Source organism: Mesorhizobium sp. WSM4810, from assembly GCF_055811235.1.
Window position 1 is genome coordinate 20284 of sequence record NZ_JBVVQV010000031.1, and the last position, 22315, is coordinate 42598.

General features: G+C 61.4%; 21 protein-coding genes, 1 tRNA gene and 1 pseudogene. 16 read left to right on the forward strand and 7 right to left on the reverse strand.

Features of this window, described 5'->3' with window-relative positions; all coding sequences use genetic code 11:
- The first annotated feature begins 42 nt into the window (after positions 1-42).
- Genes AC0L3O_RS30175 through AC0L3O_RS30185 form a run of 3 tightly spaced genes read left to right on the forward strand, consistent with a single transcriptional unit; the run spans position 43 to position 5250 of the window.
- Positions 43-2190: a type I secretion system permease/ATPase gene (locus AC0L3O_RS30175; protein WP_473534268.1), complete on the forward strand. Its 2148-nt coding sequence runs from the start codon at positions 43-45 to the stop codon at positions 2188-2190.
- A gap of 12 nt (positions 2191-2202) precedes the next feature.
- Complete coding sequence (locus AC0L3O_RS30180; RefSeq protein WP_287242083.1) at positions 2203-3540, forward strand: HlyD family type I secretion periplasmic adaptor subunit; 1338 nt, start codon at positions 2203-2205, stop codon at positions 3538-3540.
- A gap of 21 nt (positions 3541-3561) precedes the next feature.
- Positions 3562-5250 carry a GNAT family N-acetyltransferase gene (locus AC0L3O_RS30185; protein WP_473617430.1) on the forward strand — a complete coding sequence of 563 codons (1689 nt, stop codon included), beginning with the start codon at positions 3562-3564 and terminating at the stop codon, positions 5248-5250.
- A 36-nt stretch (positions 5251-5286) separates the two neighbouring features.
- Here AC0L3O_RS30185 and AC0L3O_RS30190 read toward each other — a convergent pair whose 3' ends face one another.
- Complete coding sequence (locus tag AC0L3O_RS30190) at positions 5287-5967, reverse strand: DUF2161 domain-containing phosphodiesterase (protein WP_473617432.1); 681 nt, start codon at positions 5965-5967, stop codon at positions 5287-5289.
- A gap of 109 nt (positions 5968-6076) precedes the next feature.
- Positions 6077-6373: a DUF982 domain-containing protein gene (locus AC0L3O_RS30195; RefSeq protein WP_473617433.1), complete on the reverse strand. Its 297-nt coding sequence runs from the start codon at positions 6371-6373 to the stop codon at positions 6077-6079.
- A gap of 290 nt (positions 6374-6663) precedes the next feature.
- Here AC0L3O_RS30195 and map point away from each other — a divergent pair, with 290 nt between their 5' ends.
- Positions 6664-7491 carry a type I methionyl aminopeptidase gene (gene map / locus AC0L3O_RS30200; protein WP_027156242.1) on the forward strand — a complete coding sequence of 276 codons (828 nt, stop codon included), beginning with the start codon at positions 6664-6666 and terminating at the stop codon, positions 7489-7491.
- A gap of 49 nt (positions 7492-7540) precedes the next feature.
- On the forward strand, positions 7541-8305 hold the full coding sequence (gene radC, locus AC0L3O_RS30205; protein WP_473617434.1) for a RadC family protein: 765 nt from the start codon (positions 7541-7543) through the stop codon (positions 8303-8305).
- Positions 8306-8351: 46 nt separating this feature from the next.
- Here radC and AC0L3O_RS30210 read toward each other — a convergent pair.
- Positions 8352-9253 (reverse strand): annotated as a pseudogene (locus AC0L3O_RS30210) (MFS transporter); the annotation flags it as partial.
- On the opposite strand from AC0L3O_RS30210, the gene AC0L3O_RS30215 reads away from it, so the two are divergent.
- The 7 genes from AC0L3O_RS30215 (at position 9182) to AC0L3O_RS30245 (ending at position 15730) form a co-directional block, all read left to right on the forward strand.
- Positions 9182-10081 (forward strand): LysR family transcriptional regulator, encoded by a 900-nt coding sequence (locus AC0L3O_RS30215; RefSeq protein WP_473617442.1) that lies wholly within the window; start codon positions 9182-9184, stop codon positions 10079-10081. The pseudogene AC0L3O_RS30210 and the gene AC0L3O_RS30215 sit on opposite strands and share 72 nt — an antisense overlap.
- A 446-nt stretch (positions 10082-10527) precedes the next feature.
- Positions 10528-11343: a cytochrome c oxidase subunit II gene (gene coxB / locus AC0L3O_RS30220; protein WP_128169951.1), complete on the forward strand. Its 816-nt coding sequence runs from the start codon at positions 10528-10530 to the stop codon at positions 11341-11343.
- Positions 11344-11432: 89 nt separating this feature from the next.
- The gene (ctaD, locus tag AC0L3O_RS30225) at positions 11433-13202 is read left to right on the forward strand and encodes a cytochrome c oxidase subunit I (protein WP_128169952.1); all 1770 of its coding nucleotides are present in this window, start codon (positions 11433-11435) and stop codon (positions 13200-13202) included.
- A complete protein-coding gene (locus AC0L3O_RS30230) occupies positions 13199-13903 on the forward strand; it encodes a cytochrome c oxidase subunit 3 (protein WP_128169953.1) in 705 nt (234 codons plus the stop codon). Before ctaD ends, AC0L3O_RS30230 begins: the two co-directional genes overlap by 4 nt.
- Positions 13904-13916: 13 nt before the next feature.
- On the forward strand, positions 13917-14639 hold the full coding sequence (locus AC0L3O_RS30235) for a heme-copper oxidase subunit III family protein (RefSeq protein ID WP_128169954.1): 723 nt from the start codon (positions 13917-13919) through the stop codon (positions 14637-14639).
- 31 nt (positions 14640-14670) lie between these two features.
- Positions 14671-15078: a cytochrome C oxidase subunit IV family protein gene (locus tag AC0L3O_RS30240; RefSeq protein WP_128169955.1), complete on the forward strand. Its 408-nt coding sequence runs from the start codon at positions 14671-14673 to the stop codon at positions 15076-15078.
- A 178-nt stretch (positions 15079-15256) separates the two neighbouring features.
- Positions 15257-15730: an aminoacyl-tRNA deacylase gene (locus AC0L3O_RS30245; RefSeq protein ID WP_473617436.1), complete on the forward strand. Its 474-nt coding sequence runs from the start codon at positions 15257-15259 to the stop codon at positions 15728-15730.
- A 61-nt stretch (positions 15731-15791) separates the two neighbouring features.
- Here the strand turns inward: AC0L3O_RS30245 and AC0L3O_RS30250 are convergent, their stop codons facing one another.
- The 3 genes from AC0L3O_RS30250 to AC0L3O_RS30260 all read right to left on the reverse strand — a co-directional run bounded on the left by AC0L3O_RS30250 (position 15792) and on the right by AC0L3O_RS30260 (position 18409).
- Complete coding sequence (locus AC0L3O_RS30250) at positions 15792-16610, reverse strand: DUF2189 domain-containing protein (protein WP_077381723.1); 819 nt, start codon at positions 16608-16610, stop codon at positions 15792-15794.
- Between the two features lie 407 nt (positions 16611-17017).
- Positions 17018-17965: a heme o synthase gene (locus AC0L3O_RS30255; protein ID WP_473533960.1), complete on the reverse strand. Its 948-nt coding sequence runs from the start codon at positions 17963-17965 to the stop codon at positions 17018-17020.
- A 63-nt stretch (positions 17966-18028) separates the two neighbouring features.
- On the reverse strand, positions 18029-18409 hold the full coding sequence (locus AC0L3O_RS30260; RefSeq protein WP_128169958.1) for a c-type cytochrome: 381 nt from the start codon (positions 18407-18409) through the stop codon (positions 18029-18031).
- 273 nt (positions 18410-18682) lie between these two features.
- Here AC0L3O_RS30260 and AC0L3O_RS30265 point away from each other — a divergent pair, with 273 nt between their 5' ends.
- On the forward strand, positions 18683-19570 hold the full coding sequence (locus AC0L3O_RS30265) for an alpha/beta fold hydrolase (RefSeq protein ID WP_128169959.1): 888 nt from the start codon (positions 18683-18685) through the stop codon (positions 19568-19570).
- A gap of 22 nt (positions 19571-19592) precedes the next feature.
- Positions 19593-19919, forward strand: a complete 327-nt coding sequence (locus AC0L3O_RS30270) for an antibiotic biosynthesis monooxygenase family protein (protein WP_473533961.1) — start codon at positions 19593-19595, stop codon at positions 19917-19919.
- A gap of 80 nt (positions 19920-19999) precedes the next feature.
- Here AC0L3O_RS30270 and tig read toward each other — a convergent pair whose 3' ends face one another.
- Positions 20000-21472 (reverse strand): trigger factor, encoded by a 1473-nt coding sequence (gene tig, locus AC0L3O_RS30275; RefSeq protein ID WP_128169982.1) that lies wholly within the window; start codon positions 21470-21472, stop codon positions 20000-20002.
- A 445-nt stretch (positions 21473-21917) separates the two neighbouring features.
- Between tig and AC0L3O_RS30280 the strand changes: the two genes are divergently transcribed.
- Together AC0L3O_RS30280 and AC0L3O_RS30285 are read left to right on the forward strand one after the other, a co-directional pair.
- Positions 21918-22002: transfer RNA gene (locus AC0L3O_RS30280), tRNA-Leu, on the forward strand.
- A gap of 165 nt (positions 22003-22167) precedes the next feature.
- A complete protein-coding gene (locus AC0L3O_RS30285; RefSeq protein ID WP_287176100.1) occupies positions 22168-22299 on the forward strand; it encodes a hypothetical protein in 132 nt (43 codons plus the stop codon).
- Positions 22300-22315 lie beyond the last annotated feature (16 nt).

Below are 22315 nucleotides of genomic sequence, written 5' to 3' on the forward strand. Positions count from 1 at the left end.
GTACCACCAAAGGAAGAGCCCGCGCGCAAGCCCGAGCCGGAAATACTGGAACGGAAGACGCCGAACGCGCCGAAGGACGCGCCCGGCAAGCAGGACCAGCCGAGCGCGCGAGGAGGCGAGCCGCCCACGCAGGAGATCCGGCCACCGAGCCCTCGGATCCCCGAGCCGGCCCAGCGCGCCGTACCACCAAAGGAAGAACCCGCGCGCAAGCCCGAGCCGGAAATATTGGAACGGAAGACGCCGAACGCGCCGAAGGACGCGCCCGGCAAGCAGGACCAGCCGAGCGCGCGAGTAGAGCCGCCCACGCAGGAGATGAAGAACAAGCCGGTTCTGCCCGGCGTGACAATCGAGGGCGACCGCGGTCCCTTGCTTGCCCGGGAAGTGCCTGGCGGCGGTGGTCCGACCGGAACCGGCAAGGGGAGCGGCGGCGGCAATGGCGGCGGCGGCGGCGCGTTCCACAAGCGTCTCGGCCCAGTCGATCTCTCGGCAAGCCTCACAGCCGGCCTTCGCGCGGTCAAGAAGAACCTCATCGCGGTGATGATCTTCACGATCGCGACCAACGTGCTGGTGCTTGCGATACCAGTCTACCTCTTCCAGATTTCGGATCGCGTCCTGACGAGCCGCTCGGTCGACACCCTGGTGATGCTGACGATCGTGATCGTCGGCGCAGTCATCCTGCAGTCGGTATTTGACGCCATCCGGCGCTTCATCCTAATGCGCACAGCGGTCGAGGTCGCCGCGCAATTGGGCGGACCAATCCTCAGCGCAGCCGCCAGGGCTTCACTGCACAGCAACGGGCGCGAATATCAGACGCTGGGGGATCTTCAGCAGCTGCGTACGTTTCTGGTGTCCGGCACGTTGCTGTCTCTTCTCGACGCGCCGATGGCCCCGTTGTTCATGCTGGCGATATTCCTGATCCACCCCGACCTCGGCTTTATCGTCGTGGCTACGGCGCTGATGCTGCTGGCCATCACGCTCGCCAACCAGCGCGCAACCGCCAAGCCGTTCGGCGAGGCCAACACAAGCCAAACGAAAGCCAACCTCCACGTCGACTCGATGTCGCGCAACTCGCAGATCATCAACGCGCTTGCGATGATCCCGGAAGCCGTGTGGATCTGGGGCAAGGATACCGGCAACTCGCTCAAATGGCAGGTCATAGCTCAGGACCGAAACATAGCCTTTGCTTCCCTTTCCAAGGGCGTCCGGCTGCTGACCCAGGTCGTGATGCTCGGCTGGGGCGCCTATCTGGCCATCGAAGGCTCGGTCACAGGCGGCATGGTCATCGCCGCGTCAATCATTGCCGGTCGCGCGCTTGGCCCGATCGAGGGCGCGATTGAAGGGTGGAACCAGGTTGTGCAGTCACGCGCCGCCTTTGGCCGCATCAGTGCGCTGCTGAAGGAATCCCCGCTGAACTTCGAACGTCTGAAGCTGCCGCGTCCGGAAGGGCGCCTCGATGTCGAGCGGCTGCTGTTCGTGCCGCAAGGAACCAAACGAGTCGTGCTCAATGGCATCGGCTTTGGCCTGGAGGCCGGAGACTCGCTTGCGATCATCGGCAATTCGGGCGCCGGTAAAACGACCCTGGGCAAAATGCTCGTCGGCTCGATCCTTCCAACTTCGGGAAGCGTGCGGCTCGACCTGATGGACCTGCGGAACTGGGATCAGCGGCAATTTGGTGAAAGCATCGGCTACCTTCCCCAGGACGTGCAGCTTTTCCCGGGGTCGATCAAGGCGAACATCGCCAGAATGCGCGAGGACGTCGACGATGGCGCAATCTACGAAGCCGCCAAGCTGGCCGACGTTCACGAACTGATCGCCTCGCTTCCGCATGGCTACGAGACCTTCGTCGCCGCCGATGGCTCGCCGCTTTCTGGCGGGCAGAAGCAGCGGATCGCGTTGGCGCGCGCCTTTTTCGGCAGCCCGAAATTGGTGGTCCTCGACGAGCCGAATTCGAACCTCGACACCGCTGGCGAGTTGGCTTTGTCGCGCGCTCTACAGCAAGCCAAAGAGCAAAAGATCACGATGGTCACGATCACGCAGCGGCCTGCTTTGCTGCAGACCGTGGATAAGATCCTGGTGCTCGTCAACGGCACCGTGGCTCTTTTCGGGATGCGTCGGGACGTGCTCCAGGCTTTGGCGGCGCGCGGCATGAGCCTCGATGGCGGCCATTTTGCCAATATTCAGGTCAAATGAGAGAGAGCGGCCGTGAAGGAAATAGCCAAGATCGAAGACGCTCAATGGTATGGCGCCGTTCCGCGTTCCATTTGGAAGCAGACGACCGCCGGATTGCTGCTGATGGCCGTCACCTTCGGCGGATTTGGCACCTGGGCATTCACGGCACCGCTCGCAGCCGCGATCGTCGCGCAAGGAAGCTTCGTGGCCACTGGGCAGAACAAGATCATCCAGCACCTCGAAGGGGGTATCATCAAGCAGCTTCTGGTTAGCGAAGGCGACCATGTCGTAACCAATCAGCCTTTGGTGCTGCTCGACGAAACGGCCGCGCGGGCAAAGGAACGGCAGTTGTTCTTCCGCCAGGCGCGCCTTGAAGCGATCGTGGCGCGCTTGACCGCCGAGGTGCACGGGGCGGAGACTATACAGTTCCCGGCCACAATAACCGAAAATCGCGACAACCCGGAAATTGCTTCGATCGTGCATAGCCAGCGTCTCAACTTCGAGGGCTCGCGCACCAAAATGAGCAGCGAGATCCGATTGCTCGACCAGAACATCGGCGCCCTGAAGTTCCGGGCGGGCGGTTATGAGCAGTTGCTGAAAGCGGTCACGATACAGCTCGGTCTGCTACGCGAGGAGTATACCGGCAAGAAGACCCTGCTCGACCAAGGATTGATCCGCGCGACCGAGATCAAGGCGATTCAGCGCGCCATAGCAGATGCCGAAGGGCAGATGGGGCGGCTCTCAGCCGAGATATCCGAGACCGGCGCCCAGGTCATCAAGCACGAACAGGAGATGCGGCAGACAGAAAACGCCTACCGCCAGGCGGCGCTCGACGAGCTCGAGGGCGTTGAAACCGAACTGGACAGCATCCGTGAACAGTCCCGCGAGGCGCAAAACGTGCTGCGCCGAGCGACGATCAATGCGCCGGTTTCGGGCACTGTCGTGCGGTTATTCTACCACACGTCCGGCGGCGTGATCGAGAGCGGCAAGAGCATCATGGAGATCTTGCCGGCGAATGTGCCGCTTATCATAGAAGCGCAGGTGCCTCGCACCGAGATCGACAATGTCAAGGTCGGACAAAAGGCGACGGTACGGCTGGTCGCGCTCAACGCGCGCACGACGCCGGTTCTGAACGGCGAAGTTTACTACGTCTCGGCCGACTCGCTCCCCGACGCCTCCGGCCCGACCGCAAAGGAGGTTTATCTGGCGCGCGTCAACCTCCCAGTCAGCGAACTGGCTCGCGTGCCTGGATTTGTTCCGACGCCAGGCATGCCCGCTGAAATTCTCATCCAGACGGCGGAGCGGACCTTTTTCAGCTACCTGTCCAAGCCGATCAAGGACAGCATGGCTAGGGCATTTAATGAGCGCTGACCGTAGAGGCGGGGGGTAAGTATGCAGATCGACGTCTTGACACGCCCAGAAGAACTGAACGGGCTTCGCGACAACTGGGACGACCTCTACGCCAGGGATCCCGACGCGCATTTCTTCGTCTCGTGGGACTTTCTTTCCCACTATCTTCGACGCTTCGACGGTGAATGGTTCATTTTGGCGGCACGCAAGGGGCCGCCGGGCTCTCCCTATGTCGCGCTTCTGCCGCTCCGGCTGCGCACCAGCATGAGGAAAAAAACCGGCGAAATCTACCATGAAGTGTATATGGGGGGAAACCTTGCAGCCGATTATACCGGCATCCTCTGCGCGCCGGAATACGCCTACCGGGCAATCGCGGTTTTCGCGAAGCATCTGAAGACGATGCATTGGGCCAGCCTGCATCTGGAAAACCTGCGGATGTCGGAACGCAGGATAGGCTGGCTGATGGAGCAGCTTTCCGACAATCGGCTGACGATGCGTCGAATGAGGCGCGTCAACCAGGTTGACAATGTTGACAACTGCATATGCCCGGCGATCGACCTCCCGTCCTCATGGGAAGATTATCTTCTGCACAATCTCAGCGCTAACACCCGCCAAAAGATGCGGAGATTTCTCCGGAAGCTGGAGAACTCTGACGAGTTTCGCATAACGCATGCCGACGCCTCTACCATCGAGCGCGATGTCGACATCCTGCTCGAGTTCTGGCGCATCAAGTGGACGCCGCGAAAGGGGAATCTCGTTCCCGGCCTGGTCAAGAGCAACCGACTGCTTTTCAGGCAAGCTTTCGAACGGGGCACGCTGTTTGTGCCTGTGCTTTGGCACGGCGACCGGCCCTTGAGCGCTCTCGCGATCTTCCTCGATCCGGTCAAGAAGAGCATGCTGTTCCACATGGTCGGGCGCGACGAGACGGCCGACATGCTGCCGTCGGGACTGGTCCTGCACGGTTATTGCATCCGCCGCGCGATCGAGAACGGTTTCCGGACATATGATTTCCTGCGCGGCAACGAACCTTACAAATATTCCTTCGGCACCCACGAAACCGTCCTCAACTGCACTCTTGTGCGAACCAAAACCGGCCGGAACCTTGGCGATCAGCTGGACAGGCGATCCTTGGTCGGCGCGTTGCAGCAGGCGGCCGGCCTCCACAAGAAGGGTTGGGTCATCCAGGCCGAAAACATCTATCGCCAGATCCTGAACACCGAGCCGACGCATGATCAGGCTCTGTACGGACTCGGTCACGTTCTGGGCACCAAGGGCGATCACCGTCAGGCTGCGGAATGCTTCGGCGCGCTTGCAGCCATGTCGCCGCAATCTGTAAACGCCTGGCTTTGCCTGGGCATTGCCCAGCAGTCGCTAAACGACCACTCCGCAGCCATCGAGTCGTTTGGGCGAGCAACGGACCTCAATCCAGGCCTCATTCTGGCGCGTTATGCCCTGGGCCGCAGCCTTCTCGCCCTGCAGCGGACGGATGAGGCGGCCCAGGCTTTCACTCTGGTCCTCGAGAATGGATCGCCCGCCGCCGCGGAAACCGCCCTGCGCGCCAAGGCCCGGCGACAATTGCAGCAGTTGAGGACAGCCAAGCCGCTCTACATTCTAAAGAAACCTGAGCGCGAGAAGCCCGTCATCCAGCCGTCGCTGCCGCTGGGGCTGACCACTCTGCTCACGGTTGCGCGGCCGGCAACCGTAAGCCGCTCCACCTCTTCTGTCACTTGACGGGGGCTTCGTTGTCTGCCTGCCGCTGCAAGTCGCTCAAATGACTCGTGCCGCCTCCTCAGAAGCCGATTGAGGCCAGCGCTGTAGCGCAGCACGGCCAACGTCGGTAAGCGCATAAACGCCGCGCTCGGCCCTGGCGAACCAGCCATAGACATTGTGAAGCAGGATATTGGCGGCGCGTGGCGAAATGGTTTTCAGATCGCGCGGGCGTTTTGGGCCGTCGACCATGGCAGCGGCGCAGGCCAGCGCGTCCTGCCGGTAAGCGGTCATGACCGGCGTACGCGAGCCGCCGCCGACTACAGGGTCGCCGCGCCGGCGCCGATGCTCGTCCACCAGGCGCGATCTTCGCCTCGGGTCTCGCCGGGGCGGCAAGGCGGCCGGACTGAGCAGCAATTCGACGTTGCCGGCGGAGCCAACCCCGAGAAGGCCGAAGCCGAGCCGCCGGCACAGCGCACGGAACCGGCGATCGTGCTCGCGGCCCTTGCCTCGACTTGACATCCTCGCCGCGAGCCAGACCTCATCGCATGACGCAGCACGGTCAACACCTTGAAGAATGAGTTCGAGGTTGAACTGCAGCTTCAATTCGCAGATGACGAGCACGGGCGGCTCGCCGTCACGCAGTCCAACGACGTCGCAGCCGCCAACCTCGCCTTTGACAGTGAAGTCCAGACTCTCAAGAAACCGCTTCACCGGCATGTAAAGAGACGTTTCCTGCATGCGCGACGCATAGCCGATTCGTGGCTGGTTGGCACAGCATCACCGACAGGCGTTGCCACCGAGGGCAAGCTATGCATCAAGCAATTTGCTGGGACTTGCCCGCTCGGCGTTAAGCCCTCAGCCCCCTCGCCTCGCCTCCGCGCTTGCGCGGAACCATCATATCCCTGGCCAGCAGGCGGCTCACCCGGCAGAATGCCATGAACGCCCGGCAAGCCTCCTCGGTCTCGATCAGGTCGACGGTGGCGCCGAAGCAGGCGTTGAACGCAGCCTGATAGACTGGGCCCTGGCGGCGAACCGGCCAGCCTTGCAGGAAATCCAGCGCCTGTTCGACGCTGTATATTTCCTCGACTGGCAGGCCACCCGCGGTCGTGATGCGCACCGGCACCTCGAATTGCAATCTGTCCATTCCTGTCTCGCCAGAACGCGGTCCCGCGGCAACGCCGCTCGTCGCAAAAAGTTGCTTTGACCGGCTTTCCGCTCAGGCCCACATCTTGTTCAGAAATATGTCGTCAGTGCGGACGAACGGCCCGGCATGGGGCCGGACACGCACAAGATGAAGCCGCAAAGCGTGAATATCGCCGGCTTGAGCCCAATCGCCGGCAGTTCGTCCTTGAACCTGGCGCCGTCCGGTGCCAAATCTGAGGGACTTTTCTCGCGGGCTCAACAGAGGCCCTTTCACCCGGCAAGACGGACACAATGGTCACCTATCTCGAAGCCGCCACGGCACCGCTCAGAAACACCGGCCAGATCCGCCTCTATGGCGAAGAAGGCTTTGCCGGCATGCGCAAGGCCTGCGATCTCACCGCGCGCTGCCTCGACGAACTGGTGTCGATCGTCGCGCCGGGCGTCACCACCGAAACCATCGACCGCTTCGTCTTCGAGTTTGGCATGGATCACGGCGCATTGCCGGCGACGCTCAACTATCGCGGCTACACCAAGTCGTCCTGCACCTCGATCAACCACGTCGTCTGCCATGGCATCCCCGACAGCAAGCCGTTGAAGGACGGCGACATCGTCAACATCGATGTCACTTACATCCTCGATGGCTGGCATGGCGATTCCTCGCGCATGTATCCGGTGGGCACGATCAAGCGCGCCGCCGAGCGCCTGCTCGAGGTCACGCATGAATGCCTGATGCGCGGCATCGCCGCGATCAGGCCCGGCGCCCGCACCGGCGCCATCGGCGCCGCCATCCAGACCTATGCCGAAGCCGAGCGCTGCTCGGTGGTGCGCGATTTCTGCGGCCACGGCGTCGGCCAGCTCTTTCACGATGCGCCGAACATCCTGCACTATGGCAGCGCCAGCGAGGGCGTCGAGATGCGGCCGGGCATGATCTTCACCGTCGAACCGATGATCAATCTCGGGCGGCCGCACGTAAAAGTGCTGTCGGATGGCTGGACGGCGGTGACACGCGACCGCTCGCTGTCGGCGCAGTACGAGCACACGATCGGCGTCACCGAGACCGGATGCGAGATTTTCACGCTGTCGCCAAAAAACCTCGACCGCCCCGGCCTGCCAGCATAGTGTTTGCGCGAGGGCCGGATCTTTCCGGTCAAGAAAATGCGGGCGGCCTATGGGAAAGACCAGCGACGATGACGAACGGATCTTCTTTCCCGAAACACCGATAAAACCGCTCGCGAAAGCCAATTCGGTCGATAAGTCGCCCGAAAAGCCGCACTATCTTGGCCATCGCGACCGCTTGCGCCAACGGTTTGCGGCCGGTTCCGACGCCCTCCCCGACTACGAATTGCTGGAGCTCTTGCTGTTTCGCCTGATCCCCCGCGCCGACACCAAGCCCGTCGCCAAGGCATTGCTGGCACGCTTCGGCACGCTGGCCCAGGTGCTTGGCGCGCCGGTCGCGCGGCTTGAGGAGGTCAGCGGTATCGGTCCGGCAGTGGCACTCGATCTGAAGATCGTTGCCGCGGCCGCCCAACGCGCGGCACGCAGCGAGATAAAAGGCCGCGAGGTCCTGTCGTCCTGGACGCAGGTTCTCGGATACTGCCGGTCGGTCATGGCTTTCGAGGAGCGCGAGCAGTTCCGCATTCTGTTTCTCGACAAGAAGAACGCGCTGATCGCCGACGAGGTGCAGCAGGTCGGCACCGTCGACCACACGCCGGTCTATCCGCGCGAAGTGGTCAAGCGCGCGCTCGAACTCTCCGCCACCGCGATCATTCTGGCGCACAACCATCCGTCAGGCGACCCGACGCCGTCGCGCGCCGACATCGAGATGACCAAGCTGGTCATCGAGACGGCCAAACCGCTCGGCATCGCCGTCCACGATCACATCATCATCGGCAAGAAGGGTCATGCCAGCATGAAGGGCCTGCTGCTGATCTGACGCCCTGTTTGGACAAGCATCGGCCCCAAAAGCGCCCTGTCTCGTGTCATGACACGCCAGGCAGCGACGGGCGTGCCGCGACAGCGCGACCTCCGACCGCGACGGCGAGCGCGACGACAATCAGTATTGCCGCGACCGCAAACGTGATCCGCATACCGGTGGCGACGGCGTCGGGCCGCGCCGTTGCGATGTCGATAGCCTCTGACGCGAATGCGAACACGGCGCCCATGACGGATGCGCCGGTGATGAGCCCGAGATTGCGCGACAAATTGAGCAAGCCGGAAATGACGCCCCGCTGGTCCGGGCGGATATCCGACATGACAGCGGTGTTGTTTGCCGTTTGAAACAGCGCATAGCCAGATGTGATGACGGCGATCGGGGCGATGTAGCCAGGGATGCCCGATATTGCCGGCATCACGGATAGAATGAAGCAACCGGCGGCTATCGCGATAAGCCCAATGACGGTCATGCGCCCAGCGCCAAAACGGTCGGCTATGCGACCAGCCGGCACACCTGTCAGCGCGGCGACAAGCGGACCGACCGACATGACGATGCCAACAACAGCGGCGTCGAGCCCGAGCGCACGAGACAGATAGAACGGCCCGACCACCAGTGTCGCCATCATCACCGTCGCCACGAGCGCGCTCGTGGCGAGGCTCGCGCTCAACGTCGTATTGCCGAAAGCGGCCAATCGGATCAAAGGCGACGCCACTCTCGCCTCGACAAGCACAAACAAACCGGCCGCGAAGAACTGCAGCCACGAATAGAGCCAGGTTGAGCTGACCAAAACTGCCACGCCCGATCGTCATCGCGAGCCGCATAGGCGCCAAGCGTCAGGGCAAGCAGCAGCGTGCGGACAACGTCGAAGCCGGCCCGATCTGTCTTCGGCTCCCGGCGATCAGCCGGCAGATAGCGGTAGGCGAGAGCGTGGCGCGCGCCGCCAGAAGGCTGCGGCTGAGCCCGTCGGCGATGAGCCGGGCGCTGGCGCGATTACGAGAGACGACGGGCGATCCGCTGCTGGTCAGGGCCGGACGCGGCCTCGTTCCGACGCCTCGGGCCCTCGAGCTCCGCGAGCGCGTCGGTTGGCTTGTGCAGGACGCCGAAGCCGTTTTGCGCCCTGTTGAGATGCTCGACCTGAAACGGCTTGTGCGGACCTTCACGCTCAGAAACCAGGACGGCTTTGTCGAGAATTTCGGGCCGGATCTCATTGCGCGCGTCGGCGAACAGGCACCGGGCGTGCGGCTGCGTTTTGTGCTGAAGCCGGACAAGGACAGCACGCCTCTGCGCGACGGCAGCGTAGACCTGGAGACCGGCGTTGTCGGAAAGGCCACGGGACCGGAGATTCGCGCGCAAGCGCTGTTCCGTGATCGTTTCGTTGGCGTCGTGCGAATGGGACATCCATTGTGCGAGGTGATGATGACCCCTGCCCGCTACGCAGCCGGACGGCACATCCTCATCTCCCGTCGCGGGCTCGACAGGGGACCGATCGACGATGCCCTTGCGCCGTTAGGGTTGAAACGGGAGGTCGTGACGGTCGTCGGCAGCTTTTCGGAAGCTCTGGCTCTGGCGCGTGCCTCAGACCTGATCGCCAGCGTTCCCGAACGCTATACGGGAAACCTGCGCGATGGAATGTTCTGTTTCCCTCTGCCGGTTCCCCTGCCGGAAATCTCGGTCTCACTTTTGTGGCACCCGCGGCTGGATGCCGATCAGGCGCACCGCTGGCTGCGCGGCTGCGTTCGAGACGTTTGCGCCGGAATAACCCGCTGGATCTCTTAAAGCGCAGCGGTCAAGGCGAGCGTTGCTGATCCGATCGCGGCAACTCGGCGTTGCAGCTGCGGCGATTCCGGCCGACCGCCTCGCTGAACCCGGTTAGGTCGAAATCGGCCTTGCCTCGCCCCGACAGCAGCCCGAACCGTCAGGACAGCAGGAGCCGGTCTGCTCAAAAACCAATCGCCTGATCCCGTCGGCACCATCCCGAACCAGCCTCAGCCCACGCGAGGGGGCGGCCTTTCACGATCCGGCAGAACGCCGTGTTGTTCGGTGGGCCAGCAGGTTTTTTCTTCGCCGCAGCCGTCTTCTTCTTGGGTTCTTCCACATCATCGCCATTGCGTTTTCGGCTGACGGGAAGACCGCACTAGAATTTCGACCGGAAATCGAGCTATGATGCATTTGGCATTTCCTGGGACGGCTTCGCGCCCTTGGAATGCCGGGAGGAACGGGATATGGCCATAGCGCTTGTACTCGTTTTGGTAGTTGTGGGCTCAGTGTTGTTCCACTTCCTGAGCCCATGGTGGTGGACGCCGATTGCCTCTAACTGGGACTATATCGACAACACCATCATCATCACCTTCTGGATCACCGGCGTCGTCTTCGCCGCCGTCGTCCTATTCATGGCTTATTGCGTCTTCCGCTTCCGTCATCGGGAAGGCAATCAGGCGGCATACGAACCCGAGAACAAGCGGCTCGAATGGTGGCTGACGATCGTCACCGCAATCGGCGTCACCGCCATGCTGGTTCCCGGCCTGTTCGTCTGGAACCAGTTCGTCAGCGTCCCAAGCGACGCAACAGTGGTCGAAGTCGTCGGCCAGCAATGGCAATGGAGTTTTCGCTTGCCCGGCAAGGACGGCAAGCTCGGCACGTCCGACACCCGCAACGTCAGCCCTGAAAATCCCCTCGGCGTGAACGCCAGTGACGCCAACGGCCAGGACGATGTCGTCGTCGAAGCCGCCGATCTGCATCTGCCGGTCGGCAAGCCGGTCAAGATGCTGCTCCGCTCGATCGACGTGCTGCACGATTTCTACGTGCCGGAATTCCGCGCCAAGATGGACATGATCCCCGGCTCGGTCACCTATTTCTGGTTCACCCCGACCAAGACCGGAACTTTCCAGGTCCTGTGTGCCGAACTTTGTGGCCAGGGGCACCCGTTGATGAATGGCGTGGTCATGGTCGACACGCCGGAAGACTATCTGGCGTGGCTCGGCGAACAGCAGACTTTTGCGCAATTGTCGGCCCCCCAGCAGGTGGGCTCGGCAGATTAGACGCCGGCAAAGACGGCGATTTGGATTGAAATTGCGGCAGGGCTCGAAACTGTCGAACCTGGCCGAAAAGGACACGGAGGTGTTCCTATATGGTCGATGTCACACCTGCAGATGCGGTACCGCCAGCCGAAGTCGCGGAGATGGAACTCTATCATCCGCACAGTTGGTGGACGAAATACGTCTTTTCGCAGGACGCCAAGGTCATCGCCATCCAGTATTCGGCGACGGCGACGGCAATCGGCATGGTGGCGCTGGTGCTGTCTTGGATGATGCGGCTGCAGCTCGGCTTCCCCGGCACGTTCGACTTCATCACCCCGGAAGCCTACTATCAGTTCATCACCATGCACGGCATGATCATGGTGATCTACCTGCTCACGGCGCTCTTCCTGGGCGGCTTCGGCAACTACCTGATCCCGCTGATGGTCGGCGCGCGCGACATGGTCTTTCCCTATGTCAACATGCTGAGCTACTGGATCTACCTGCTCGCCGTGCTGGTTTTGGTCTCGAGCTTCTTTGCGCCCGGCGGACCGACCGGCGCCGGCTGGACGCTCTACCCGCCGCAGGCGATCATGACCGGCACACCAGGCGGCCAGGACTGGGGCATCATCCTGATGCTCGTCTCGCTGATCCTGTTCATCATCGGCTTCACCATGGGCGGCTTGAACTACGTCGTGACGGTGCTGCAGGCCCGCACGCGCGGCATGACGCTGATGCGCCTGCCGCTGACCGTCTGGGGTATCTTCACCGCGACAGTCATGGCGCTGCTCGCCTTCCCGGCGCTGTTTGTCGCCTGCGTGATGATGCTGTTCGACCGTGCGCTCGGCACCAGCTTCTTCATGCCGGCCATCGTCGAGATGGGCGAACAACTGCAGCACGGCGGCGGCAGCCCGATCCTGTTCCAGCATCTGTTCTGGTTCTTCGGCCACCCCGAGGTCTACATCGTGGCGCTGCCGGCCTTCGGCATCGTGTCCGACCTGATCAGCACCCATGCGCGCAAGAACATCTTCGGCTACCGGATGATGGTCTGGGCCATCGTCGGCATCGGCGCGCTGAGCTTCGTGGTCTGGGCGCACCACATGTATGTCAGCGGCATGCATCCCTATTTCGGCTTCTTCTTCGCCACCACGACACTGATCATTGCCGTCCCGACCGCGATCAAGGTCTACAATTGGGTGCTGACACTGTGGCGCGGCGACATCCACCTCACCGTGCCGATGCTTTTTGCGCTGGCCTTCATCGTCACCTTCGTCAATGGCGGGCTGACCGGACTGTTTCTCGGCAACGTCGTCGTCGACGTTCCGCTGTCGGACACGATGTTCGTCGTTGCCCATTTCCATATGGTCATGGGCGTCGCCCCGATCCTGGTGATCTTCGGGGCGATCTATCACTGGTACCCGAAGGTCACTGGCCGGATGCTGAACGAGGCCATGGGCCAGTTCCATTTCTGGGTCACCTTCCTCGGTGCCTATCTGATTTTCTTTCCCATGCACTACATCGGCCTGATGGGCGTGCCGCGCCGCTACCACGAACTGACCAACACGGCGGTGATGACCGAGTCGGCCCACGATCTGAACGCGTTCATCAGCATCATGGCGTTCCTCGTCGGCTTTGCCCAAATCGTGTTCCTGTTCAATCTGATCTGGAGCATCCGCCACGGCCGCGAGGCCGGCGGCAATCCGTGGCGCGCCACGACGCTCGAATGGCAGACGTCGGAAACACCGCCCCCCCATGGCAATTTCGGCAAGGAACTGCCGATCGTCTATCGCTGGGCCTATGACTACAGCGTTCCGGGCGCCAAGGAGGATTTTATCCCGCAAAACGTGCCGGGCTCCTTCGGATCCTCCAGGGAGCCGGCATGAGCGTCATTCTGGTCTTCCTCCTCGTCATCGTCGGCTTTGCCGGATGGTGGCTTTCCCATCAGCGGCTGATGGCCAAGCCATGGCTCGAGCAAGGTGTGATCGGGGATATTATCGGCCCGGAAGGATCAGCGCTGCCGACCGCCAAGATCGGCCTCGGCGTCTTCCTCGCCGTCGTCGGCTGCCTGTTTGCGCTTTTCACCAGCGCCTACTTCATGCGCATGGCGCTGTCGGACTGGCAGGCGCTGCCGCTGCCGCGCGTGCTCTGGTTCAACACCGGCGTGCTGGTCCTGAGCAGCATCGCGCTTCAATGCGCCTCGGTCGCTGCGCGCCGGGGCGAGATCGACGCGGTCAGACTCGGCCTCGTCACGGCTGGGCTCACCGCGCTTGCCTTCCTGGTTGGACAGCTTGTGGCTTGGCGGGAACTGACCGCCGACGGCTACTTGCTAACCGCCAATCCGGCCAACAGTTTTTTCTACCTGATAACCGGGATGCATGGGCTGCACATACTGGGCGGGCTGGTGGGCCTGGGCAGAACAACTGCCGGCGCCTGGAACGGAGCACGGCCGGAGCGGCTTCGCCTCAGTGTCGAACTGTGCGCCATGTACTGGCATTTCCTGCTTTTCGTCTGGCTCGCCATTTTTGCACTTCTGGCCGGCTGGGCCGCGACTTTTATCGAGATTTGCCGACAGCTGCTGACCTAGGAGGGCCGGACGGATGGCAGACACGACAGTGACGCATACCGGCCAAGCACAGGCGCGGCCAGCTGGTTTGCAAGGCGTCGCCGCCGATTGGTCCTCGGATCAGCGCGCGTTCAAGAACGTGTCCTGGGGCAAGGCCATGATGTGGATCTTCCTGCTCAGCGACACCTTCGTCTTCGGCTGCTTCCTGCTCTCCTACATGACCGCGCGCATGTCCACCCGAGTGCCGTGGCCCAATCCGAGCGAGGTCTTTGCCCTTCATATCGGCGGCTCGAATATTCCACTGATCCTTATCGCGATCATGACCTTCGTGCTGATCTCGAGCAGCGGAACGATGGCCATGGCGGTGAATTTCGGCTACCGCCACGACCGCCGCAAGACGGCGATCCTGATGCTTCTGACCGCAGCACTCGGCGCGACCTTCGTCGGCATGCAGGCCTTCGAATGGACCAAGCTGATCTCCGAGGGGGTACGGCCCTGGGGCAATCCGTGGGGTGCGGCGCAGTTCGGGTCATCCTTCTTCATGATCACCGGCTTTCACGGCACCCATGTGACGTTCGGGGTGATCTTCCTGATCATCGTGGCGCGAAAGGTCTGGCGCGGAGATTACGAAACCGGGCGGCCCGGGTTCTTCACCAGTCGCAGGGGCAGCTACGAGCACGTCGAGATCATGGGGCTCTACTGGCATTTCGTCGACCTGGTCTGGGTGTTCATTTTCGCATTCTTCTATCTTTGGTGAGAGGCAGACATGGCTTTGGTGAGAGGCAGATATGGCTGAAGCAACCGCAAACGGTCTGGGGCAACATACGCTGCACGGAACCCAAGCGCATGATGCGGCAGCAGCAGCAGGCATCGCCCCTGCGGAGGTTCATCAGGAGCACCCGATCAAGCTCTATCTGGTGGTCTGGGTATGGCTGTTCATCCTCAGCGCCTGCTCCTATCTGGTCGATTATGTCGGCCTCCAGGGCTATCTCAGATGGTCGCTGATCCTGATCTTCATGATGCTCAAGGCCGGGCTGATCGTCGCGGTCTTCATGCACATGGCTTGGGAGCGGCTGGCGCTGACCTATGCGATCATATTGCCGCCGATCCTGGTGCTGGTGTTCGTGGCAATGATGGTCTTCGAATCGGAGTACACGCTTATCACCCGGACGCTGTTTTTTGGGACCGAGCCCTGACGCGCAATCCGGGTCGGGCAGCATTTCCCGTCGAGGACCGGAGGGGCTGTTCACGGCCCGCTCCGCCTTGCCTTGAAACGGTCGACAGCTGGCCCATTTTTGTCACCACCGGAAAACGACAGAAGGAGAATGATTTTCGTCGTTTCTCCGTCGCGAACTCCAGGAAGGGAGGCTCAAGATGACGATCGCAAGCAGATTGAAGGACTTTATCGACGAGAAAGGAATTTCCTACGATACCGTCGAGCACCACCGCACGTCGACAAGCAGGCAGTCCGCCTTAGCGGCGCATGTGCCCGGCAGCATAATGGCCAAATCGGTGGTGGTTCACCACGACGGTGGCTATGCGCTGGCCGTGGTGCCCAGTACGCACAGGATCGAGCTCGGCACATTGCAGGACGTCATGCACCAGCGTATCGGGCTCGCCTCCGAGGACGAGGTGGTTTCGCTCTTCGAGGATTGCGACACCGGCGCCATCCCGCCGATCGGCGCGGCCTACGATGTGCCGGTGATTGTCGATGAAAGCCTCGGCAATGCCGGCGATATATATTTCGAGGGTGGCGACCACAGGACGCTCGTGCATGTCAGCGGCAAGGATTTCCGCAACCTGACCAGCGACGCACAGCAAGCCCGCTTTAGCTACCCGGCTTACTAAACGCTCTTGCCAACCTGCCGCAGCGGCCTCTCGCTGGTGCGGCAGGGCAGAATTCTTTCTTTCAGTCCGCCGGTCTGGTGGAGGCCGGCGATTCCACGACTTTCCGATAGACGTGCCAGGTGGCGTGACCGAGGATCGGCAGCACCACCGCCAGCCCGGCGAACACCGGCAGCGAGCCTATGATCAGGGCGACGGCGACGATCAGGCCCCAGACAGCCATCACGATCGGGTTCGCCAGGACCACCCGCACCGAGGTATGGATAGCTTCGTAGGCGCCGACGTCGCGGTCGAGCAACAACGGGAACGCGACGACCGTGGTGCACAACACGACCGCGGCGAAGACGAAGCCGATCGCGTGGCCAACGATAATCAGCGTCCAGCCGCGTCCGGTGGCGAATATTTCACTGATGAAGCTGGACAGTGATTCCGGCGGAGCCGAACCGAACACCTGCTGATAAAATATCTGCGCGGTCAACAGCCAGGCGATGAAGATCGCAAGCAGCATGATCCCGACCGCCGCGATGGCCGGCAGCGCTGGAGAGTTCCTGACCTCGAAAGCGTGGCTCCATGAGGCGTCGAGCCCGGCCTCTCTCCGCCGGCTGATTTCATATAGGCCGAGCGCCGCGAATGGACCGATCAGCGCAAAACCAGATACTAGCGGAAACAACAGCGGCAACGCGTTGTTGCCCGACGTCCAGACAGCGAGCACGACGCCGACAAGCGGATAAATCAGGCAGAGGAAAACGATGTGCGACGGTTTGACCATGAAATCATCGACGCCACGCTTGAGCGCGTCGAAAAGGTCGGAAACGCCTATCTTTCGAATTCTGGTGTGCTCCAGCGTCTCGCTGGCGCCTGCAATCACGTGAAAACTTGCCATGACCATTTCCTCCAGACCAGGTCCGGTAAAGGTCGCGATTTCACGGTGCTGTCGTTCAGCGTGACTGGCCACGCAAAACCGCGACCTGCACCATGATCAACATACGCTCTTGCATGGCATTTGTCGCCGCCCTTTGTCTGCGGGGACGGCTCCGGTGATCCCGCTAGCTCTAACGGCCTTTCTTCGCTAGTCTCAAAGCTGGGTTGAAGGGTGAAGGTCATGGATGGAAAGACCGTTCTTATACTCGGCCTTGGCATAGTTATTCTGCTGGTGCTGGGATTCTGCGCAGTGCCAACGTGAGGTTTGGGCAGGTTCGGGCGCACCTCGTTCAGCAATCGCCGATTTTCAACCCGGCAAACAATCCGAGAACATCAGGATTCAATGCAGCCACGAGGCAGGTCATGCCGTCAATTTCCGGCTGAGATGACGACACGCATTGCAACGGTATCGGCAAGCAGCACGGCAAAGATCGCGAAAAGATAGAATATCGAATAGGCAAATAGCGCCTTTGCGCGTTTCATCTCCCACCCTTCAGCCCACCTTTTGTCGACCAGAAGCTTCCAGGCATGCCAGATGAAACCCGCGCCCAATGCGGTCGAAACACTCCCGTACAATCCGCTCGCGAATCCGAAAGCCCAAGGGAGCACGCCGATTGGTGCCAGGATCAGCGAATAGACGAAGATTTGCTTTCTGGTCGAAGCCTGGCCGGCCACATTCGGCATCATGGGAATGCCGGCCGCGGCATAGTCGCCGATCTTGAACAGCGCGAGCGCCCAGAAATGCGGCGGCGTCCAGAGGAAAATGATCAGAAACAGGACGAGACTTTCAACCCCGACGGCGCCGGTGGCGGCCGCCCACCCGATGACCGGAGGAAGCGCACCCGCGGCGCCGCCTATGACGATGTTCTGCGGCGTCGAGCGTTTCAGCCACATCGTGTAGATGACGACGTAGAAGAAGATGGTGAAGGCCAGCAGCGATGCGGCGAGCCACCCCACCAGCACGCCGAGCGTCATGATCGCAAGTACGGAAAGCACCAGGCCGAAGCCGAGCGCTTCGCCTGGCGTGACCCGACCTGACGGGACCGGCCGCTTTGACGTGCGCGACATCAACGCGTCAATATCGGCATCGTACCACATGTTGAGTGCCCCGGCCGCTCCCGCTCCAACCGCAATTGCACCGATTGCAATCACGGCGATGACCGGATTCATCGCCCCGGGCGCCACCATCAGGCCGACGAAAGCGGTAAAAACAGCAAGCGCCATGACGCGTGGTTTCAGAAGCGCGAAGAAATCACTGACCGTCGCTTCAGAGATCTGGATACCGGTATCCTTGAAGCCGCTTTCCCTGGCCGACATTTCAGGCAACCACCGATGGGGGCAGGCAATTTGGCCGGCCCATCGGCCGGCGGAAGAACCGGGTCATTTGGAGAATTGCTTCAGGTAGGCGATGACGTTGGCGAGATCCTCGTCCTTCTTGAGACCGGGAAACGCCATCTTCCCACCTTTGATCATGGCCTTGGGATCGCGAAGATAATTCGTCAGTGTGGCGTCGTCCCATTTGACGCCGGATGCGCCCGCCTCGGTCATGGCTTTGGAATACTTGAACCCCGGATGCGTGCCGGCCGTCCGGCCGATCACGCCGCTCAACGACGGACCGATCTTGTTTTTGTCCTCGTCGACGACGTGGCAGGCCTTGCATTTGGCGAAGACCTTCTCACCCGCGGCGGCATCCTGTGCCTGAGATTGGTTTGTGATGAACGTCGCAACGGAAGCGACGGCGAAAAACGCGATTGCACGCATGGCATTCCTCCCCGATCGCCAAATCTGCCTTGGACGATCTGCGCCTGCCGACACTTCGCCAGCATGCGCCCCTTGCACGACAGAGCGGAATATCCGCGTCTCCCGCATGGAATTGCGGCATCTACTTACCACAGAATCCGGCCGGCAGATAGATTGCCCCGAAGCGATTAGGAAGCTCGATCGGCGTCGAGCGCGATCGGAACGCATACCGTGTAAAGGCGTTAGACCAGCTACGGTTCAGCGTCCACGAGATCAAAGATCAGAGAAGTGTCCATGAACGACAGGAGCGTCCTGGAGGTGCGCCACGGCACCCGCACGATCGATGGCGAGACGGTGTTTTACAGAGAAGCAGGTCCTGAAACCGCGCCGGTGTTGCTGCTTCCGCATGGCTATCCCTGCTCATCCTTCCAGTATCGCCGGCTGATGCCGGCGCTCGCCGATCGGTGGCGGACGGTCGCGCCGGATTTCCCCGGCTTTGGCTACAGTGGAACCCCCGATCCGGCACGGTTCGGTTTTGATTTCGACGCCTATGCAACTTTCCTGGAGCGGTTTACCGACGCGCTGGAGCTCGGCAGCTACGCCCTATGGCTGCACGATTACGGCTCGCAGATCGGCCTGCGCCACGCTATAGCGCACCCATCGCGGATCAGGGCCCTGATCATCCAGAATGGCGATATCTACGCGGATGCTCTTGGCCCGAAATACGAAACGATCCGGCGTTTCTGGCGGGATCCTTCACCAGCAAACCGTGCACCGCTCGAACAGGCGGTGAGCGAAGACGGCTTTCGCTCCGAGTTTGTAGGCGAAGTCGATGACGACGTCGCTCGACGTGTCCCGCCCGATATGTGGAAGTTGCATTGGCCGCTAATGAATACGGCTGTGCGCCGTGCGCTCTCAGTCGGACTGATGGAGAAGCTCAAGGCTAATCTCGACTGGTTCGCTCGTTACCAGGAATACCTGCGCGAGCAGCGGCCGCCGGCAATGATCCTTTGGGGGCCGAGGGACGAATACATGCCCGAGCCGGCGGCGCGCGCCTATTTGCGCGATCTCCCCGAGGCCGAGCTGCATTTGCTGAACGACGCAGGGCACTGGCTGCTGGAGACCCATTTCGAGGTCGCCCTGCCGTTGGTGCGACGGTTTCTTGGCAAGGTCCTGCATTAATCCCCGCGCAGAGGAGCATTTCATGACCGACAACGTCACAATTGCCCGGATCTGGCGGGGAAGGACACGCCGCGATCTGGCAGACGCCTACGAGCCATATCTGCGCCGCGAAGGCATTCCGCCGCTTCAGGAGAAGGCACTTGGCGTGCAGTCGTTTCGCGAAGATCGCGAAGAAGAAACAGAGTTCGTGACGATCTCGTACTGGCCTGACGTCGAAGCCATGGCGAGCTTCACCGGCGGCGACCCGCACAAGATCCACCACCTGCCGCGTGACGAAGAGTTTCTCATTGAACTACCCAAGCGAGTGACGGTGATGCGGATCCTCGTCAATCAATTGCCTCGCGACTAGGGCAGCGGCGGCCTTGCGACGTCGGCAGCAACGAAAAGGCCGCCCCGTGGGCGGCCTTTCACATCCAGCAGAATGCCGTGTTATTCGGCGTCCTTGGCAGCTTTCTTCTTCGGCGCGGCCTTCTTCTTGGGCTCGTCCGCATCGTCGGCCTTCTTGGCGTCGGCCGTTTTCGCAGCGGCTTTCTTCGCCGGCTTTGCCTTGGCCGTCTCGGTGTCCTCGTCGTCGGCCATCAACTCTTCCTTGCTGACCTTGACGTCGGTGACGGAGATCTGGCTGAGCAGATGGTCGACCACCTTCTCCTCGAACATCGGCGCGCGCAGCGTGTTTAATGCTTCGGGATTGCTGCGGTAGAATTCGAAGGCTTCCTGCTGCTGGTTGGCCGGATAGCGGCGCACCTGCTCGAGCAGACCGCGCTGCAGTTCCTCGTCCGAGACGGTGACGCCGGCCCTCTCGCCGATCTCGGCGAGAACCAGGCCGAGACGCACACGACGCTCGGCAAGCCGCATATACTCGGCGCGTGCCTCTTCTTCCGTCGTCTCCTCGTCGGCGAAGGTGCGGCCGGCGGCTTCCAGATCACGGTTGACCTGGTTCCAGATGTTGTTGAACTCGGCCTCGACGAGCTTCGACGGCGCCTCGAACGAGTAGGCGGCATCGAGCTGGTCGAGCAGCTGGCGCTTGATCTTCTGGCGCGTCATCGAACCGAACTGGTTCTCGATCTGGCCGCGCACCACTTCACGCAGGCGCTCCAGCGACTCCAGGCCGAGATTTTTGGCCATCTCGTCGTTGATTTCCAACGCACCGGGCTTGGATACTTCCTTGACGGTGACATCGAAGGTGGCTTCCTTGCCGGCCAGATGCGCCGCCTGGTAGTTTTCCGGGAACGTGACCGTGACCTGCGTCTCGTCACCGGCCTTGCTGCCGACGAGCTGGTCCTCGAAGCCGGGAATGAATTCCTTGGAGCCGAGCACCAGCGGCTGATCCGTGCCGGCGCCGCCGCTGAAGGCTTCGCCATCGATCTTGCCGACGTAGTCGATCGTCACGCGGTCGCCTTCGGCGGCCTCGCCGGCCTTCGGCTCGTAGGTGCGCGCCGATTCGGCGACACGCTGGACCTGCTCGTCGATTTCGGAATCCGGCACGTCGAACACCTGACGCGTCACCTTGATCTCGGAGAAATCCTTGATCTCGATCGGCGGAATGATCTCGTAGTTCAGGCGGAACTCGAAGTCGGCACCGCCGGCAAGGATCTTCTCGGCTTCCTTCTCGTCCTCGGTCATGATCACTTCGGGCTGCATGGCAGCCTTTTCGCCGCGCCCGGTAATGATCGAACGGGTCGAATCGTTGAGGATCTCGTTGACCACTTCGGCCATGAACGACTTGCCGTAGACCTTGCGCAGGTGCTGCACCGGCACCTTGCCGGGGCGGAAGCCGTTGATGCGGACCTTGTTCCTGGCATCGGAAAGCCGCGCCATCAGCTTGGCTTCCATATCACCGGCCGGCACGGTGATCTTGATCTCGCGCTTGAGACCGGAGTTGAGCGTTTCGGTGACCTGCATCATAGAACCTTTGTTTCCACCAATGAGCAGCCAAACGGCTCCTGCCGTTTACAGCCTGCCGGTATTATCTTGCCGGGAATGGCTTTTGGTGCGGGACTTGGCGATCTGTCCGCCCAATGCGGCTCAAATCCTTCAGAAATACGCTCCAAAATGTGAATAAGCCCTTGTTTTTCCTACTTCTTATCACATTCTGCAGAAGCGGATCGTCGCATCCCGTCACATTCGACACGCCTTTTGTCACAGGCCCGGCTAATTTTCAACCATCTTCGCATCTACAGCGCCGCGCGTCCTCTTGGACGCACAAAGGACGCTGTAGGACCTTCATTTTGGCGCGTGATCCTTTCCGAAAATCGCTTTTCCGATTTCGGGATCATGCGCCGGCGAACGGCCCTTATTTTGACCGCGACATTGACAGAATGATGACTACATGGGATTGCCGGGCGACGCGGATGTGGCGGAATTGGTAGACGCCCTGGATTTAGGTTCCAGTGCCGAAAGGCGTGGGGGTTCGAGTCCCTTCATCCGCACCAAGTTTTTCACCTGAAAGCCTGGAACGCTGGCGTCTCTAGATGGCGCGTTGTTCGGCAGAGCATCAATTGGCCCTTCTGAAAGCTGACCTGCTCAAGATGGCTGCCGGGAACCAGCCTCGGCGAGCCACGTTGCTAGGTCATGGACCTTCACAAAAGGATCGTGCAATGGCGAAAGACCTACCCCGCGAGGAAGAGCAACGCGGCACCGGAAAGGTCCTCATGTGGGGCGCCGCGATCATCGCTATGCTTTTTGTCGCCCTAATGGCCGTGTTCATCCTCGGGCCGTTCTGGTCGTAGCCACCATTGGCATTGC